General features: G+C 55.4%; 13 protein-coding genes, 3 tRNA genes and 1 pseudogene. 4 read left to right on the forward strand and 13 right to left on the reverse strand.

What is annotated here, in order from left to right; genetic code table 11:
- Positions 1 to 18 precede the first annotated feature (18 nt).
- The 3 genes from AC13CY_RS02135 to hemH all read right to left on the reverse strand — a co-directional run bounded on the left by AC13CY_RS02135 (position 19) and on the right by hemH (position 4,071).
- Positions 19 to 450, reverse strand: a complete 432-nt coding sequence (locus AC13CY_RS02135) for a Na+/H+ antiporter subunit B (protein WP_044628498.1) — start codon at positions 448 to 450, stop codon at positions 19 to 21.
- The gene (locus AC13CY_RS02140; protein WP_483052240.1) at positions 443 to 2,791 is read right to left on the reverse strand and encodes a putative monovalent cation/H+ antiporter subunit A; all 2,349 of its coding nucleotides are present in this window, start codon (positions 2,789 to 2,791) and stop codon (positions 443 to 445) included. Before AC13CY_RS02140 ends, AC13CY_RS02135 begins: the two co-directional genes overlap by 8 nt.
- Positions 2,792 to 2,991: 200 nt before the next feature.
- Positions 2,992 to 4,071 (reverse strand): ferrochelatase, encoded by a 1,080-nt coding sequence (hemH, locus tag AC13CY_RS02145; protein ID WP_483052241.1) that lies wholly within the window; start codon positions 4,069 to 4,071, stop codon positions 2,992 to 2,994.
- A gap of 68 nt (positions 4,072 to 4,139) precedes the next feature.
- On the opposite strand from hemH, the pseudogene AC13CY_RS02150 reads away from it, so the two are divergent.
- Positions 4,140 to 4,316: pseudogene (locus tag AC13CY_RS02150) on the forward strand (DCC1-like thiol-disulfide oxidoreductase family protein); the annotation flags it as partial.
- A gap of 20 nt (positions 4,317 to 4,336) precedes the next feature.
- Here AC13CY_RS02150 and AC13CY_RS02155 read toward each other — a convergent pair.
- The 9 genes from AC13CY_RS02155 to rnr form a co-directional block, all read right to left on the reverse strand.
- Entirely contained in the window at positions 4,337 to 4,639 is a 303-nt protein-coding gene (locus tag AC13CY_RS02155; RefSeq protein WP_062361660.1) for a DUF6482 family protein, read from the reverse strand.
- Positions 4,640 to 4,778: 139 nt separating this feature from the next.
- Positions 4,779 to 5,072 carry a hypothetical protein gene (locus AC13CY_RS02160; protein ID WP_044628494.1) on the reverse strand — a complete coding sequence of 98 codons (294 nt, stop codon included), beginning with the start codon at positions 5,070 to 5,072 and terminating at the stop codon, positions 4,779 to 4,781.
- Between the two features lie 82 nt (positions 5,073 to 5,154).
- Positions 5,155 to 7,815, reverse strand: a complete 2,661-nt coding sequence (locus AC13CY_RS02165) for a replicative DNA helicase (RefSeq protein WP_483052242.1) — start codon at positions 7,813 to 7,815, stop codon at positions 5,155 to 5,157.
- Between the two features lie 130 nt (positions 7,816 to 7,945).
- Positions 7,946 to 8,392 (reverse strand): 50S ribosomal protein L9, encoded by a 447-nt coding sequence (gene rplI, locus AC13CY_RS02170; protein ID WP_044628492.1) that lies wholly within the window; start codon positions 8,390 to 8,392, stop codon positions 7,946 to 7,948.
- Positions 8,393 to 8,407: 15 nt separating this feature from the next.
- On the reverse strand, positions 8,408 to 9,259 hold the full coding sequence (locus AC13CY_RS02175; RefSeq protein ID WP_062361667.1) for a hypothetical protein: 852 nt from the start codon (positions 9,257 to 9,259) through the stop codon (positions 8,408 to 8,410).
- 12 nt (positions 9,260 to 9,271) lie between these two features.
- Positions 9,272 to 9,499 carry a 30S ribosomal protein S18 gene (gene rpsR / locus AC13CY_RS02180; protein ID WP_009097135.1) on the reverse strand — a complete coding sequence of 76 codons (228 nt, stop codon included), beginning with the start codon at positions 9,497 to 9,499 and terminating at the stop codon, positions 9,272 to 9,274.
- A gap of 33 nt (positions 9,500 to 9,532) precedes the next feature.
- Positions 9,533 to 9,910, reverse strand: coding sequence for a 30S ribosomal protein S6 (rpsF, locus tag AC13CY_RS02185; RefSeq protein ID WP_044628490.1), 378 nt, complete (start codon positions 9,908 to 9,910; stop codon positions 9,533 to 9,535).
- Between the two features lie 211 nt (positions 9,911 to 10,121).
- The gene (gene rlmB / locus AC13CY_RS02190; protein WP_230834806.1) at positions 10,122 to 10,922 is read right to left on the reverse strand and encodes a 23S rRNA (guanosine(2251)-2'-O)-methyltransferase RlmB; all 801 of its coding nucleotides are present in this window, start codon (positions 10,920 to 10,922) and stop codon (positions 10,122 to 10,124) included.
- Positions 10,923 to 10,924: 2 nt separating this feature from the next.
- The gene (rnr, locus tag AC13CY_RS02195; RefSeq protein ID WP_483052243.1) at positions 10,925 to 13,309 is read right to left on the reverse strand and encodes a ribonuclease R; all 2,385 of its coding nucleotides are present in this window, start codon (positions 13,307 to 13,309) and stop codon (positions 10,925 to 10,927) included.
- 270 nt (positions 13,310 to 13,579) lie between these two features.
- Here rnr and AC13CY_RS02200 point away from each other — a divergent pair.
- The 3 genes from AC13CY_RS02200 (at position 13,580) to AC13CY_RS02210 (ending at position 13,987) form a co-directional block, all read left to right on the forward strand.
- Positions 13,580 to 13,666, forward strand: a tRNA-Leu gene (locus AC13CY_RS02200).
- Between the two features lie 86 nt (positions 13,667 to 13,752).
- A tRNA-Leu gene (locus AC13CY_RS02205) sits at positions 13,753 to 13,839 on the forward strand.
- Positions 13,840 to 13,900: 61 nt separating this feature from the next.
- Positions 13,901 to 13,987: transfer RNA gene (locus AC13CY_RS02210), tRNA-Leu, on the forward strand.
- A gap of 230 nt (positions 13,988 to 14,217) precedes the next feature.
- Here the strand turns inward: AC13CY_RS02210 and AC13CY_RS02215 are convergent.
- The gene (locus tag AC13CY_RS02215) at positions 14,218 to 15,066 is read right to left on the reverse strand and encodes a DNA/RNA non-specific endonuclease (protein WP_230834805.1); all 849 of its coding nucleotides are present in this window, start codon (positions 15,064 to 15,066) and stop codon (positions 14,218 to 14,220) included.
- Between the last annotated feature and the right edge of the window lie 19 nt (positions 15,067 to 15,085).

The following is a 15,085-nucleotide window of genomic DNA, read 5'->3' on the forward strand; positions in this document are numbered from 1 at the left end:
AACAGCGGGTTGGGTAACTTATGGCTCATCCTTATCCACCTCCATTAATGCCATGACCATGCCCATCACCGACCCCAACACCGCCAGATACACTCCGATATCAAAAATCAGCGGCGTAGACGCTTTAAAGTCGATCACCGGAATCGTCCACCACTGAGCAGTCAGAAAAGGCTGCCCCATAAACCAAGCAGGCACTACCGAGATCATCCCAAAAAAGAGTCCTGCGCCGATCAAGTCTCGCGGGTCGACCATGCGCAGCACCTCTTTGGTGGCACTAACCCCGAAGGCAAACAGGTAAAGAGTGAACGCCCCAGCTGCTACCAATCCGGCAATAAAGCCGCCGCCCGGTTCGTCATGGCCACGCAGCAGCAGAAAAACCGAGAACATCAGTTGCAGTGGCATCAGGAACCGCGCTGCCGTATTCAGAATAATCGTGCCTGATTTAACCATCGTAGGGCTCCTTCACGCTGGCTTTGTCGCTATCCGCCGCTTTGCCTTCTGTCTCCCCATGACGCAGCTTTAGCATCGCAATCACACCAATCGCGGCTAACGCTAAAACAAACATCTCGCCGAGCGTATCGAGGGCACGATAATCCACCAAAATGACGTTGACGATATTGCGACCATAGGCAAGCGGCGCGCTGTTTTCCACCATATAGGTAGAGATCGATTCAAACTGGTCGATACTCCAAGCGGTTATGATCAGCAAGAAGATTAACACCCCCATGGTGGCCGCAACGGCCCCATCACGGATGCGCTCAAGATTGGTGGAGAGATTTGAAAAACGCGGCAATCTGAAAAGTACCAATACCAGCAGGATCACCGTCATGGTTTCTACCAGCAGTTGGGTAATCCCCAAATCTGGCGCGCTAAACAGAATAAAGATCAGCGCGATAGAGAAGCCCATAATGCCCACCGATACCACGGCGCCTAAGCGGGAGCGTGAAATTGTGGCAAACAGCGCCCCCATTGCCATGGTGCCCACCACAATGACTTCATGGAAACGCACGTCTAGGGAGAGCGCCAGCTGCGGAGAGTGGCGCAGCAGTATTGAGTTGCCAATCAGCGCGATCAGCACTACAAGCATGACCAGGATGTAATTGCGCATATAGCCGTTTTGCAGCAGGCGTGTCTGCCATTCGGAGAAGCGCACGATGCCATTCATCAAGCCTTCGTACCCCGCCTCGGGGCCATGACGCATCACCGGTGCCAACCTGGCTAACTGGGCGCGTACGCTGTCCCACCGCTTGAACAGCAAAAAGCCGAGGATCAAGCTCACCACCGACATAATCAGCGCCACGTTGACGCCGTACCACAGCGAAAGCGAGACCGGCAGCGTCTCCCCCGCAACCGCCGTTGCTGCCGAGGTCAAGAGCGCATCGGCCCCTAGCACAGCAGGGGCCAAGCCAAGCGCGAGCGACCCGAATGCCAATAGGCTTGGGCCTATCAGCATACTCAACGGCGCCTCATGGGGTATTTGGGGAGTTTCATGGCGTGCGCCGTAGAACGGCCGTAGCGCAACAATCGCCGCCACCGCAATGGTCAAGATGGCTGCCAGGAAGGCAAACAGCACCAGCAACAGTTGAACGCGCTCGGCGCCTAACGCTGCCTCCAACATGAGTTCCTTACCGATAAAGCCAAACAGCGGCGGCACCCCTGCCAAGGAGAGCGCCGCCACAAAAGCGATCACTGCCGTGACAGGCATAACGCTCCGTAATCCGCCCATGGCGGTGACGTCTTTCGTGCCGGTTTCATGGTCAAGGATGCCCGCCACCATAAACAGCGCCCCTTTATACATGGAGTGGGCGAGCAGAAAGGTGACAAAAGCGGTCATGGCGTATTCGGAGCCAATCCCCAGCAGCATGGTGAGCGTTCCCAGCGCCATAATGGTGGAGTAGGCCAGCAGCTTTTTGATATTGGTATGGTGAATGGCTAAGAAGGCACCCGTCAGCATGGTGGTCGCCCCCACCACTGAGAGTATTGTCACCCACATGGCCGTGCCACCCAACTCCGGCTGTAGGCGTGCCAGCAGGTAAATCCCCGCTTTCACCATGGTAGCGGAGTGCAGGTAGGCCGACACAGGGGTCGGCGCCGCCATAGCGTTAGGTAACCAGAAGTGGAATGGGAACTGCGCCGACTTGGTAAAGGCTCCTAGCAATAAGCAGATCAGCATAGGGACATAAAGCGCATGCTGGCGCAGGTCATCGTCTGACTGCAAAATCTCACTCAGAGACCAGCTGCCGCTGGCGATACCCAATAGCACCAAACCTGCCATTAACGCCAAGCCACCAGCAACCGTCACAAAAAGCCCCTGACGAGCGGATTTGCGTGCTTCAATATCGGTATGGTTAAAGCCAATCAGCAGGTACGAGGTGATGCTGGTCAGCTCCCAGAAAATAAACAGCGTCAGCAGGCCGTCCGCTAACACAAGCCCCAGCATAGAGGCCATAAAGGCGACGAGGGCGAGGTGAAAACGGGCAATATCTTGGTGGCCTTTTAAGTAGCCACCCGCATACACCAGGACACAGGTGCCAATCACCGTGATCAGCAAGCCAAACAGCAGAGAAAGGCCATCCAGTAAAAAGCTAAGGCTAATGCCTAGCGAAGGCACCCACGACCACTCAAGTAACTGAGGCCCGTCACTCAACACCAGGGGCGCTTGACTAAAAAGCCAACCAGCCAGCAACGCCGGAAACAGCGCAAGCAGCAGGCTTGTTCGCTCCCCAAACCAACGGTTGAGCAGCGGTGAAGACGCTGCCAACACGAAGCCCATTAACACGGCAAATTGCATCCGGCGCTTTCTCCCTAGTGACGTTCATTCATCCCAATAAGCCGCCTATACAGATGCACAAGCCGCTTAAACGTTGAATAAGTGTGATTTTATATGCACAAACCTTATACTAGCGTTTCTCACATTTCTAGAAAAGACGGCCCCAATAAAAAACCGCCTAACGTAATACGCTAGACGGTTTTTATAGCAAATACGCGACTTTACGGTGTCGACAACCAGCCAGAGAGCTCGTTATTGACCACTGCTAACAGTGCATCTATATGGTCATCGCGGTCATTCAAACAGGGGATATAGCTAAAGGTTTCGCCACCCGCTTCCATAAAGCTGTCATGGATCTCCTCTTTGATCTCCTCAAGGGTTTCCACACAATCAGAAGAGAATGCTGGCGAAAGAATCGCAATATGCTTATGCCCCTGCTTGGCCAGCTCGGCAACGTGCTCCACTGTTTGCGGGCCAACCCACTTCTCGGGGCCAAACTGCGACTGAAAGGCGGTATCCACCTCCTCCTTGCTTAAGCCCAGCTTCTCACGCAGCAGCCGTGTGGTTTTCTGGCATTGGCAGTGGTAGGGGTCGCCTTCCATTAAATAACGCTCAGGCACCCCGTGATAGCTGGCAACTAACTTGGTCGGGCGGCTCTCAAACCCGTCATAAGCTTCCTGTACCGAATTCGCCAGCGCCTGGATATAGGCAGGATGCTCAAAATAAGCGGGCACGGTGCGAATATAGGGCTGCCACTTCATCTTCATCAGCGTGCGAAACGCCTGATCATTCGCCGTCGCGGTGGTGGGCGAGCCGTATTGCGGGTAAAGCGGGAAGAACACAATGCGCTCGCAGCCCTTCTCTTTCATACGCTTTAGCACGCTATCGGTGGAGGGGGTGCCGTAGCGCATGCAGAAATCAACTTCTACATCATCGCCATACAACGCCTTTAAGCGCTCGGTCATTTTTTCCGTTTGGGAACGCGTGATGGTTAGCAGCGGGCTTTCATTCTTCTCATTATTCCAAATACTTTTATACGCATGGCCAGATGAAAAAGGCCTCTTGGTGAGAATGATCAGCTGCAGCAGCGGCTGCCATTTCCAACTGGCGTAATCCACAACCCGTTTATCGGATAAGAACTCGCTGAGATAGCGGCGCATGGACCAGTAGTCGGTGGCATCGGGTGTTCCCAGGTTGGCCAGAACTACGCCCACCTTGGCGCGGGGAACCGCAGGGTGACTGCTGGGCGCATGAGTTAAACGCCCCTCACCGGGTTGATCCTTTACAACGCTATCGGCCATCTCGCTCACTCCTTAGGTGCAGTACATAATGGGCAAAATCTTAACACTTTTCGGCAAAGTCGCGGCATAATCAGGGGAGATGGTTTATCGGCATGGACGCCAGCCGGGCCCTGTATGCGGTGTTGGGCTACCGGCGGCTGGTAAGACTTTCTTGCTTACCGGGCCTGCGAAGCATGATGGATGCAGGCTACCGTTTTTTTGCCCGACGCCGTATCCGGCTGGGGCTGTGGTGGGAAAAGCGTTAGGTTAAACCGTTAACCAGTGATTAAAAAACTAGCGGCATACGCGAGGTCAGCGGCGAGCTGTAATGGGCGTCGTGACCAATCACTTCATCCTGCGGCACATGTTGCACCAGGTAAGCGCGATGGATGCCTGCACGTTTTAGCTCCAGATAAACGTCATCTAATGAACGGAACAGCATCGGCTTATTACGTTGCATCAGTATATGGCGTTCGCCTTCTACATCTTCTAGCTCTACTTGGTAGAAGCGGCTTCCCGAATGGGTAATCACCCGAATCTCAAAGTTGTCGTGGCTTGCGACGAACTGTTTTAGCTCTTTCAGTTCCATGGTTCCCTCCTGTTATTGGTCATCGTCATGGAGCACAGCATGACGCGGCCCCATGACAATAATATTACCGTGGCACTAACTGCCTAAGAGGGCAATAACAGAAAAGAGTTCCTGACCAATTCGTCAACTTATGGTCGATTTACTGATACTCGGACGGGTCAATCGCCTTACCCAGCGAGTTGCGGTCAATCCAATTACCGCCTTTGGTCTCTTTGTACCGAAACACTACTTTGTCGCCGACCGCGACGGGAAGCTCAGCATCTTCCGTTTGGTAGCTGTACTTCTCTCCCTCCACTACCAGAAAGTAGCGATAAAGGTCGGGCATGCCCAGCCACTCTTTAAAAGGCCCCTCGCGCTCTAGCGACTGGAGTTCACCGCGGCCTTCCAGCTTAGGAAGACGTTTGCGGTTACCGCGCCTAAAACCACCTGCCATTTGTTACTCCTGTCTCTCTATCTGCTCGAGGCGAACTGCTCATGAGGGTGCGCATTATACGTTCTCCCCCATGTCGCTCAAGTTAATCGCCAAACGCTTCGCCGTAGCTATCGGGAGCCAGGTCCTCAAAGCGCGTGTATTTACCAATAAAGGCCATGTGCACCGTACCAATCGGCCCGTTACGCTGCTTACCGATGATCAGCTCCGCAATCCCCTGGTTGTCAGGGTTATCCGGGTTATACACCTCATCCCGGTAAACGAAGGCAATGACGTCAGCATCCTGCTCGATCGCTCCCGAGTTATGGCTCACGATACCGTCGGCTAACCAGCACGCATCCCCCGGTACGGTTAAGTCAAACACCTCTTCTTCCCCACAGGAACGTATCTCGACGACCTGATCCCAAAATAGCTCGCTGGAGGCTATTTGCGATAAAGCAGCATCACCGAGCACGTCAGCGTAACTGCTGAGCGTGGCACGTGAAGGTGCGAAGCTAAAGTGCGATGCGCCTCCATAGGCCGTACCCCGCATCGCCGCCATTTGCCGCTGGCTTATCCCTTTCGCCGCCATGGCTTGTTTAACGTGATCAAATACCTCCTGCGGCAAAGTATCGATATTGGTGTTGGCCGTCATCGTTGACGCTTTAATTCGCTCCAGCGCTGGCTGCTGATGACCAAATGTACCAATCAGCCGGGCGAAGCGCTGCTGTTGCTCGCTTCCCGATACATCTGCGGTATACCATCCGCCACCTTCACCCGATAGAACGTGACGAATTCTGGCCACAATACCGAAGCGCAGCAGCAGGGCGCTAACATCATCTATAAGGCGACGGCTAACCGTTGCGAAGTAGAGCCGGGTTCGGCCATTTTTATCCGTCGTAATGCTGCCGTCGGTTGCCCACAGATGACGCATAAATAGCGCCAGCTGCTGATTGGAGAGCTTGAAAACATCGCTAGGAATATATTTTTCAGCAGAGCGCTGCCCAAAAATCCCCAATGATTTCAACCAACGCCCTACCCCTTGTGCATGCCATCGATTGCCATTACCAGCAATGACGAGCTGATGCCAGTTACCACGCCCGGCATGGCGGGTAACGGTTGAACCAAATTGCTCAGCGGCGCACTGGACAGCCTCACTATTCGCCTCGCTGGCCGTGGTGTAACGTAGCGGTTGGCCTTTGACATAGCTGCCGTCGCCCAACAAATGGGCTAGCAGGATAAGCGCGTGCTCCTCCCATACCACCGGGTTCTCTGGCTCGGGGAGTTGCCTTGCTAACGCAATACGGTCACCCACCTTCAGCTCGGCCACGGTTTTCCAATCCCACAGTGCTTTTAAGCGATGCTTAGCAGTGGCACGAATACGCCGCCCACTAGCGAGGGAGACTTCAAATATGGGTTTGACACCCACTGACCACACTAGATCCGTGGCGGAGCGATGGAGCCTACCGTTCTCCCCTAACGAGACAACGCTAGGCGTTTTCCCCACCAGCTCGCGAATGGGCTGTCGCTCTCCATTAGCCAGCATGACCAACGTGTCTCCCGTGACACATTCGCGCAAATCCGACATCACGGGGCGCTTGTTGGGGCGCTGCTCTAGCGAGCGGTTCAGCTGCGAAAGCGCCACGACCGGGCAGTTGAACTCCTTTGCCAACCCTTTGAGTGAGCGGGAGATTTCAGAGATCTCACCGGTGCGGTTTTCAGAAAAGCCTGGGATCTGCATCAGCTGAAGGTAATCGATCATGATCAGCGCCATATTGCCGTGCTCGCGTACCACGCGGCGCAAGCGTGAGCGCATCTCATTGGGTGAGAGCGCGGCGGTATCATCGATGAACAGCTGCTTGTCTTTAAGTAGATTCACCGCTGAGGTAAGGCGGGGCCAATCCTCATCTTCTAACTGCCCCGAGCGGACCCGCGTTTGGTCAATGCGCCCTAGCGAAGAGAGCATACGCAGCATTAACGATTCAGCAGGCATCTCCATAGAGAACACCATGACGGGCTTATCGCTGGCAATCACCGCATGCTCTACTAAATTCATGGCGAAAGTCGTCTTACCCATCGACGGACGCCCGGCGATGATCACCAAGTCCGAGGGCTGCAGGCCGGAGGTCATTTCATCCAGGTCACGGAAGCCGGTCGATAGCCCGGTCATCTCGCCTTTGAGGTTGAAGAGCTCATCGATACGGTCGACCGCTTTGGTAAGCAGGTCGCTCATACCAATGGGGCCACCCGTTTTGGGGCGCTCTTCGGCAATTTGAAACACTAGCCGCTCGGCTTCGTTTAACAGCTCATCGGCGGGCCGCCCTTGCGGAGAGAACGCCCCTTCAGCAATTTGATTGGCTGCCCGAATCAGCTTACGCAGCGTGGCGCGTTCGCGAACAATATCTGCATAGGCGCGAATGTTGCTGGCTGAGGGTGTATTGCGGGCCAGCTCTGCCAAAAACCCGAGCCCACCTACAGTATCTAACTGGTCACGGGCTTCCAGCGCTTCGGAAAGCGTGACTACGTCTAGCGGCTGCCCTGACTCCGCTAGATGAATCATGACATTGAACACCAACCGGTGCTCATAACGATAAAAATCGTCGGCTACCAAGCGCTCAGAGACGTTGTCCCACGCCTGATTGTCCAACATAAGCCCGCCTAACACCGACTGCTCCGCCTCTAGCGAGTGCGGCGGCAGCTTAAGCGCCGCCGTTTCTTGATCAGCAGAAGGCTGGTCCTGCATAGCGAGCTCCTTAAAATAACGCATTGCCAACGGCGCTTATCTTAGCCGGGCAGCTTCCTTCGTACCACTGGCATAGCGAATCAGTAGCAGCTTAAAAAGACAAAGGGCGCGGGATATCCCGCGCCCTTAGAGGCGTTAGCGTTGGCGAGCGAGATTACTCGGCGACAACGACCACGCGTACAACGGCGTCCACTTCTGCATGCAGGTGGAGGTCGATGTCGTATTCGCCAGTTTGACGAATCGGGCCCTGCGGCATACGGACTTCGCTCTTGGCAACTTCAATGCCAGCAGAGGAGATCGCGTCGGCCAGGTCACGCGGACCGATAGAACCAAACAGTTTACCTTCATCACCCGCTTTAGAAACCAACGACAGTTCGATGTCGTTAAGCTGCTCAGCACGTGCTTGGGCTTCTGCTTTACGCTCAGCGGCTTGAGCTTCAAGCTCTGCACGCTGCGCTTCGAACGCTTCAACGTTCTCTTTGGTAGCCGGTACGGCTAAACCGTAAGGCACCAAGTAGTTACGACCATAACCAGGCTTAACAGTGACCTTGTCACCCAGGCCGCCCAGCTTACCAATGTTGTCGAGCAGAATGACTTCCATCTCGTAAACCTCTTGTCAATTGCTGCGGGCAAGGCGTGCGCGAACGTTCGCGAATGTATCAATCAGCCCCAACAGCAGCACAATGAGAATCGTGGGCCAGGTCGTGATCAGCAGCACATAAAATGCCACCAGCCACAGCCCGTTCATCCCCTTAATTCCAATAAACCCATGCACTAACGCAATACCGGCTATCAGCAGCGGAATCCAACTCAGCATGGCCAGCGCCTGCGCTCCCAGCACCATACCTGCCACCCCAAGCACTACTAAAATAGCGAGCTCTTTAGGGGCCAGGCGCAGCGCATGGAATTCTTCACGAAAGCCACCTGGGTTATAAAGCCCAGCCTGCCAGCTGCGTGCTAGCGCCAAACATGCGATGGCCGCTAACAGCACAACCAACCCCGTGACGCCGCCAATGACCATGGCGGCCAGAGTCGTCGTATCGATGCCTTGGTTGGCAAACTCCGTGAGCATGCGGTCGATCTCTTGCGAGCTCTCGCGCAGCTGCTCCAGCATGAGTTCGGTGCCACCCGGCGGGCTGAAGATGCCCAGCTGAACCATGATCGCGGCCGCTAAGGTGCCAACGATCAGAGCTTCGCTCCAGCGTATCCTTTCGCGCAATATGACCGCCATTAACGAGACGAGTAATACGCTCGCCAGCGGAATCACATCACCCTGCGCCCACCAGAAACCAGCTGGTAATGCCGCAGCGATAATCACCGGAAGCGCGGGAGCAAAGCCCTTGCGCAAGGTCACTAACGCCGCGATGGCCGCACCCAACCAAAACAGCCAGGGCACTAACGCTGCTAGCGCTGCCCCGCCTGCGGCATAGGGCGTGCCACGCATCAGCCATCTTGCGAGTGCCAGCATCACGTCAAACGCTTACTGGTGGCTATCGGAGTAGGGCAGCAGTGCCAGGTAGCGTGAACGCTTGATAGCGGTCGCCAGCTGACGCTGATAGCGTGCTTTGGTGCCGGTGATGCGGCTCGGAACGATCTTGCCGGTTTCGGTGATGTAAGCCTTCAGCGTGTCGAGATCTTTATAGTCGATCTGCTTGACGCCTTCAGCGGTGAAGCGGCAAAACTTACGGCGACGGAAAAAACGTGCCATGGACTAGCTCCTTAAAACGTGCGGTGGATAAAATCAGGCAGTCTCTTCAGCTTCAGCGCGCGGTTTTTCTTCGCGACGCGGACGCTTCTCTTCTGCCGGCTTCATCATCGGGGAAGCTTCGGTGATCGCTTCTTTGCAGCGAACAACCAGGCTGCGGATGATGGCGTCGTTGAAACGGAAGATGTTCTCGATTTCTTCGAGAGTCTCGCCGGTGCACTCAACGTTCATCAGCACGTAGTGGGCTTTGTGGATCTTGTTGATCGGGTAAGCCAGGTGACGACGGCCCCAATCTTCCAGGCGATGCACAGTACCAGCGTTTTCGGTAACGATGCTGGTGTAGCGCTCGACCATAGCCGGCACTTGCTCGCTCTGATCCGGGTGGACCATAAACACGATTTCGTAATGACGCATGGAATCTCCTTGCGGTTTGGCAGCTTCCGGTGTGCGTTAGGGCAAATGCCTTAACCGCGACAGGGAAGCAAGGAGTTAACTGAAATGCCCTTTCTAGGCCGCGAACAGCCGAGACAGGACATCAAGCAGAACTGTTGATCGTATAAGTCACTTACCAATACGAACGCCCGCTTATGAATAAACGGGCGCAAGCATTCTAGTGGGCTGGCCGCTAACTTGCAAGCTGCCGCTGACGAACGGCTTCAAACAAACAAATACCGGTAGCCACCGAGACATTAAGACTCGACACCTGCCCTGCCATAGGCAGCTTGGCAAGATTATCGCAGGCTTCGCGGGTCAAACGGCGCATGCCCTTCCCTTCTGCCCCCATCACCAACGCGGTGGGGCCAGTCATATCAATCTCAAACACGCTGGCTTCTGCTTCACCGGCGGTGCCGGTAATCCAAACGCCCGCATCTTTGAGCTTGGCCAAGGTACGGGAAAGGTTAGTGACCTGATAGACCGGAACGACTTCCGCCGCCCCACAGGCCACCTTTCTGACCGTGGCATTCAAAGGTGCGGCTTTGTCTTTTGCGACAATCACGCCATGAGCCCCTGCAGCATCGGCACTACGCAGGCAGGCACCGAAGTTATGCACATCGGTGACACCATCCAGCACCAGCAGTAGCGGCGGTGTAGGCGCTTGCCAGGCGCGCAACTTCAGCCATAACGATTCTTCGCCTTCCGGCTTTAGTGGCGCGCAAAACGCCACCACGCCTTGGTGCGCCGCACCCTGGGTGAGCTGATCAAGCACCTCGCGAGGCTGCTCTTTAATACGCGCACCGCTTGCCTGGGCATTTGCTACCACGTCTTTTAGGCGGTTGCCCGCCCCCTGCTGAACCCAAAGCTCGCGCGGAGCTTCACCACGTTCGAGCAGACTCTCTAACGCATGAACACCATACACTTGATCCAAGCCATCCGGCGTGCGAATGGCGGCATTACGCGGGTTACGTCGAGATGACGACGACTTCATGCTCAACCCTTTTTCACTGATGGTTTACGCGGGCCGTTCCGGGTACGGCGCGGGCCACGACGAGTCGGCTGTTTATCGGTTGCAGCAGCGGCTTTCGGGCCGCCGCTCTCACCACGGCGCTTGCGCGGTTGGCGGCGCGGGCGTGGCTTATCGTCGGCGAGGCCAAAGTCGATTTTCCGATCATCCATATCGACACGCGCTACCTGCACGGTCAAACCGTCGCCCAAGCGGTACGTAGTCCCCGTGCGCTCCCCTTTTAGGCGATGCTTCTCGGCTTCGTAATGATAGTAGTCCGACGGCAGCGAGGTGACATGCACTAGACCTTCTACATAGAAGTCGTCCAGACGAACAAACAGACCGAACTGCGTTACCGAAGCAATCGTGCCTTCGAACGTCTCCCCAAGCTTATCGGACATGAACTCGCACTTGAGCCAGCTCTCGACATCGCGGGTCGCTTCATCCGCGCGTCGCTCGGTCATCGAGCAGTGCTCGCCCAGTTCCAGCATCTGCTCGAAGGTATAGGGGCACCACTTGCTCGGCGGCTCTATCGGTGCCCCTTCTACCCGCACGACCGTATTGGTCTGGCGCGGCCCGCGAATGACCGAACGTATTGCGCGGTGAACCAAGAGATCGGGATAGCGGCGAATCGGTGACGTAAAGTGCGCATACGCCTGGTACGCCAAACCGAAGTGCCCTTCATTTTGCGGTGAATAGACCGCCTGATTCATCGAGCGCAGCATGACCGTCTGAATGATATCGGCGTCCGGTCGGTCAGCGATGGCTTCGCGTAGCACTTGATAATCTTGCGGCGTGGGTTCGTCGCCCCCACCCAAGGAAAGCCCCAGCTCACTCAAGAACAAGCGCAGCTTGTCTAAGCGCTCGGGCGTGGGCCGCTCATGAATACGGTAAAGCGCAGGCAGGTCATGCTTATCCAAGAAGCGCGCCGTGGCTACGTTGGCGGCCAGCATGCACTCCTCGATGAGCTTGTGAGCGTCGTTACGCGTTCGCGGCACGATTTTTTCGATCTTGCGCTCATCGTTAAAGATGATCGCCGTTTCAGTGGTATCAAAATCGATCGCTCCGCGCTCTTCCCGAGCAGAGCGCAGCAGGCCATAAAGCTCGTGCAGGTTTTTGAGCGGCTTGACTAATTCCGCATGCTCACGACGCAGCGCCTCACCCTCTTCGCTCTCGCCATCCAACATCGCCGCCACCTTGTTATAGGTCAGGCGAGCATGGGAGTTCATCACGGCTTCATAGAACGAGTAGCGGCTAATGGCGCCGGTTTTGGAGATGTTCATCTCGCACACCATCACCAGGCGGTCGACATGCGGATTCAGCGAACAGAGGCCATTGGAGAGCAGCTCCGGCAACATCGGGACGACTTGACCGGGGAAGTAAACCGAGTTTCCACGCGTACGCGCTTCATCATCCAGCGCAGTGCCGGGTCGAACATAGTGCGACACATCGGCAATCGCTACCAGCAGCTTCCAACTACCGGATTTGGTCTTCCAAGCGCAGACAGCATCGTCGAAGTCTTTGGCAGATTCGTCATCAATGGTGACAAGCGGAATGTCACGCAGATCGACGCGATGCTTTTTATCCTCCTCCAAGACCTCGGCAGAGATTTCGCTGGTTTGATCCAGCACCTCTGGCGGAAACTCGGCGGGGATGTCATAGCTGCGAATGGCAATGTCGATCTCCATGCCAGGATCCATACGCTCCCCCAGCACTTCGATGACTTCACCCACCGGCTGCACCCGCGTGGCGGGCTGCTGCACGATCTTGGCCGAAATGACCTGGCCGTCTTTGGCACCCCCACAGGCGGTATGTGGGATGATCACCTCTTGCGTAATACGCGGGTTTTCAGGAATCAGCACGCCAAATTCCGGCGTGTTACTACGGTACACACCGACAATGGTTTGAGTATTGCGGGCAATCACATCGACAATGGTCGCTTCGTCACGACCGCGACGGTCACGACCACTAATGCGTACCAGCACGTGGTCCCCGTGAAATACACGCCGCATTTGACGAGGCGGCAGGACGAGATCTGGCTTTTTGCCATCATCTCTGAGTACGAAGCCAAAACCATCGCGATGCCCAAGCACCTTACCTTTAATCAGGTCGAGCTTATCGATCAGCGCGTAAGCACCTCGTCGATCACGCAGCACTTGCCCGTCGCGCTCCATAGCGGCCAGGCGCCGACGCACGGCTTCTAGGTGGTCTTCATCTTCAATGCCCAGCATTCTACTCAAGTTTTCATGAGTAATCGGTTTACCGTAGCTTTCTAAGGCAGCCAGTAGATATTCGCGGCTGGGCGCAGGATTATCGTACTTTTGCGCCTCGCGCTCGGCGTGCGGATCATCACTCAACGTCCAGTACTTCATGCGATCAACATCCTTGGTGGCGTTTGCGGGAGGCGGACAGTTAGCGCAGGCGTGGTGCACTGCGGGTGGGAGTTGTCTTCGACGGCGTTAGCGCCGTTGTCAGCTGCTAATAAGCTGAAGCATGTCATGTTTTGTTTGGTCATAGGCGCAGTATAGCGCTGCCCGCTCAATCACCCAACCACCTAACACCGCATTAATGCGATTTCAGTATTAAAAAAAGCGCCTTGGGGCTTGCATTTAACCACGGCCTCGGTATCATACGCGCCACTTGCCCAGATGGCGGAATTGGTAGACGCGCTAGCTTCAGGTGCTAGTGACCGTATGGTCGTGGAGGTTCAAGTCCTCTTCTGGGCACCAAACCACTTCATGTTATCCCCTTTTCATGAAGTCGTAAGGTGCAGCGGCAAGCAAGAAGTAGATGTGAAAGCAGTTAGTTTGTATTCGCCCAGGTGGCGGAATTGGTAGACGCGCTAGCTTCAGGTGCTAGTGTCCGTATGGACGTGGAGGTTCAAGTCCTCTCCTGGGCACCATACGAATACAGACGCTACAACTGTTTTAGTTGTAAAATTTTAGTTGTAAAAAGAATGATGCGCCCAGGTGGCGGAATTGGTAGACGCGCTAGCTTCAGGTGCTAGTGTCCGTATGGACGTGGAGGTTCAAGTCCTCTCCTGGGCACCATTTTATGGTTCCATCCGCATCACTCTTTATCTTCCTAACAGATATTCAATAAATGCCTCACTCAGAGTTATTCTTAATAGAGAACCATCTTTGTATGGCGCTTTTTTGCGTCTTATCTTCATGACTGCGATTGCACCCTACCGCCTTAACTTACTTGCCAAACATGTCAAGCGGGCGAAACATTAATGCGGCTTCGCCCGCCGTGATTGCTGGTTAATGCATCTCCGTGCTTATTGATAGCGCCCAGGGCGGCGAGCAATTTCTTCCAGCGCCCATCCTTGTGTCCGCAGCTCGCCTTCTAGCACGGCTTCCATGGTAGGGGGTAAGTCAGGAAAGAAGTTCAGTCCCGTTTGCGCTTCGATATCATCAATGGTGACGAGGTAGTCATCCAGCGGCTCATTGCCTCTGACGTCTTGGGGCATAATAAATGCCAGCGCTAAAGGCGCTTCGTCGTGAGGCGCAACGATAATTTTGTAGAACGCCTGAGGCACTTCCACAAAGCCGACGCGGTTAAACACGTTATCCATAAAGCGCTCAGGGTAGATCGGCCCGGTGATCACCTGTAAGCGCTCAAAACGCGGCGCGAAGTGGTCCATCACCGACTCTTCTAAACGCTGCCACAGTTGGCGATTTAAGTTGGGCCGCTGCGGAGCCATATTACTCATTAAGAAGGTGTCGATTTGCGCACTACGCCCATGCACGGCAGCAATAGCGTAGTTAGGCGCCAGATGCCCGCGGTCGTAGCCGCTCCCTGAGTAGCTATCAGTATCCACCGGCCATAGCGTGCGCCAGTCAGCCTGAAAGTTGGGCCGCCCGCCGATCCGGGTATTGTCCGGTACGGCCTTCACTTGATAGCTCACCCATAGCGCACCGACACGAACATCCGACCATCCCACTAAAAAGCCATCGTTGCGTAAAACGCGATGAAACGTGGTGGGGCGAAACTCCTCCCAAGTGGGCACGCCTTGCCAGGTATAGGCATCTTGATGTTGGCGCCCCTGGAATTCCCATAACCCGGTTCCCACTATTACAAACAGCACAGCGATGCCCAGGCGTCGCCCCTGACGACGCCAGTGCACAAGCGATTTCCCCAACGGA

It is taken from the genome of Vreelandella sp. L-15 (assembly GCF_056857635.1).

Bases quoted from the DNA above. Each gene is read 5' to 3' on its own strand.
- AC13CY_RS02140 (WP_483052240.1), bottom strand. From the start codon at position 2,791: ATGCAATTTGCCGTGTTAATGGGCTTCGTGTTGGCAGCGTCTTCACCG.
- AC13CY_RS02155 (WP_062361660.1), bottom strand. From the start codon at position 4,639: ATGGAACTGAAAGAGCTAAAACAGTTCGTCGCAAGCCACGACAACTTT.
- rplI (WP_044628492.1), bottom strand. From the start codon at position 8,392: ATGGAAGTCATTCTGCTCGACAACATTGGTAAGCTGGGCGGCCTGGGT.
- AC13CY_RS02135 (WP_044628498.1), bottom strand. From the start codon at position 450: ATGGTTAAATCAGGCACGATTATTCTGAATACGGCAGCGCGGTTCCTG.
- hemH (WP_483052241.1), bottom strand. From the start codon at position 4,071: ATGGCCGATAGCGTTGTAAAGGATCAACCCGGTGAGGGGCGTTTAACT.
- AC13CY_RS02160 (WP_044628494.1), bottom strand. From the start codon at position 5,072: ATGGCAGGTGGTTTTAGGCGCGGTAACCGCAAACGTCTTCCTAAGCTG.
- AC13CY_RS02175 (WP_062361667.1), bottom strand. From the start codon at position 9,259: ATGCTGGCACTCGCAAGATGGCTGATGCGTGGCACGCCCTATGCCGCA.
- AC13CY_RS02165 (WP_483052242.1), bottom strand. From the start codon at position 7,815: ATGCGTTATTTTAAGGAGCTCGCTATGCAGGACCAGCCTTCTGCTGAT.
- rpsF (WP_044628490.1), bottom strand. From the start codon at position 9,910: ATGCGTCATTACGAAATCGTGTTTATGGTCCACCCGGATCAGAGCGAG.
- rpsR (WP_009097135.1), bottom strand. From the start codon at position 9,499: ATGGCACGTTTTTTCCGTCGCCGTAAGTTTTGCCGCTTCACCGCTGAA.
- rlmB (WP_230834806.1), bottom strand. From the start codon at position 10,922: ATGAAGTCGTCGTCATCTCGACGTAACCCGCGTAATGCCGCCATTCGC.
- rnr (WP_483052243.1), bottom strand. From the start codon at position 13,309: ATGAAGTACTGGACGTTGAGTGATGATCCGCACGCCGAGCGCGAGGCG.